1 protein-coding gene is annotated in these 267 nt (G+C 47.6%); it reads left to right on the top strand.

Annotation, left to right across the window (positions count from 1 at the left end):
• Positions 1-267: solute carrier family 23 protein (locus L9G74_RS20825; RefSeq protein WP_275297550.1), on the top strand; the 267-nt coding region annotated here is incomplete at both ends.

The raw sequence follows: 267 nt of genomic DNA, 5'->3' as shown, positions 1-267 counted from the left end.
TAAACGCTTAACGCCAGCAATTACTGGGACCATTATCTTCTTGGTTGGGGTGTCACTAGCGAGCTTTACCCTGTCAGAATTTCTGGGTGGTAGTCCGGGCACACCAGGATTTGCATCACCAAAAACGTTGCTGTTATCTGTCATGACCGCCGCAATTGTCGTGCTGTTATCACTTTTCGGGAAAGGGTTCTTTCACAAATTTTCCTTCCTGATCGCCCTAGTGGTCGGTGATGTTCTAGCCGGTTTGACTGGCATGATTGACTTATC

The sequence above is a fragment of the Shewanella electrica genome, from assembly GCF_022321485.1.
GTDB lineage: Bacteria > Pseudomonadota > Gammaproteobacteria > Enterobacterales > Shewanellaceae > Shewanella > Shewanella electrica.
The sequence above is the reverse complement of the archived record's forward strand: the minus strand, read 5'-3'. Positions and strand labels throughout refer to the sequence as shown.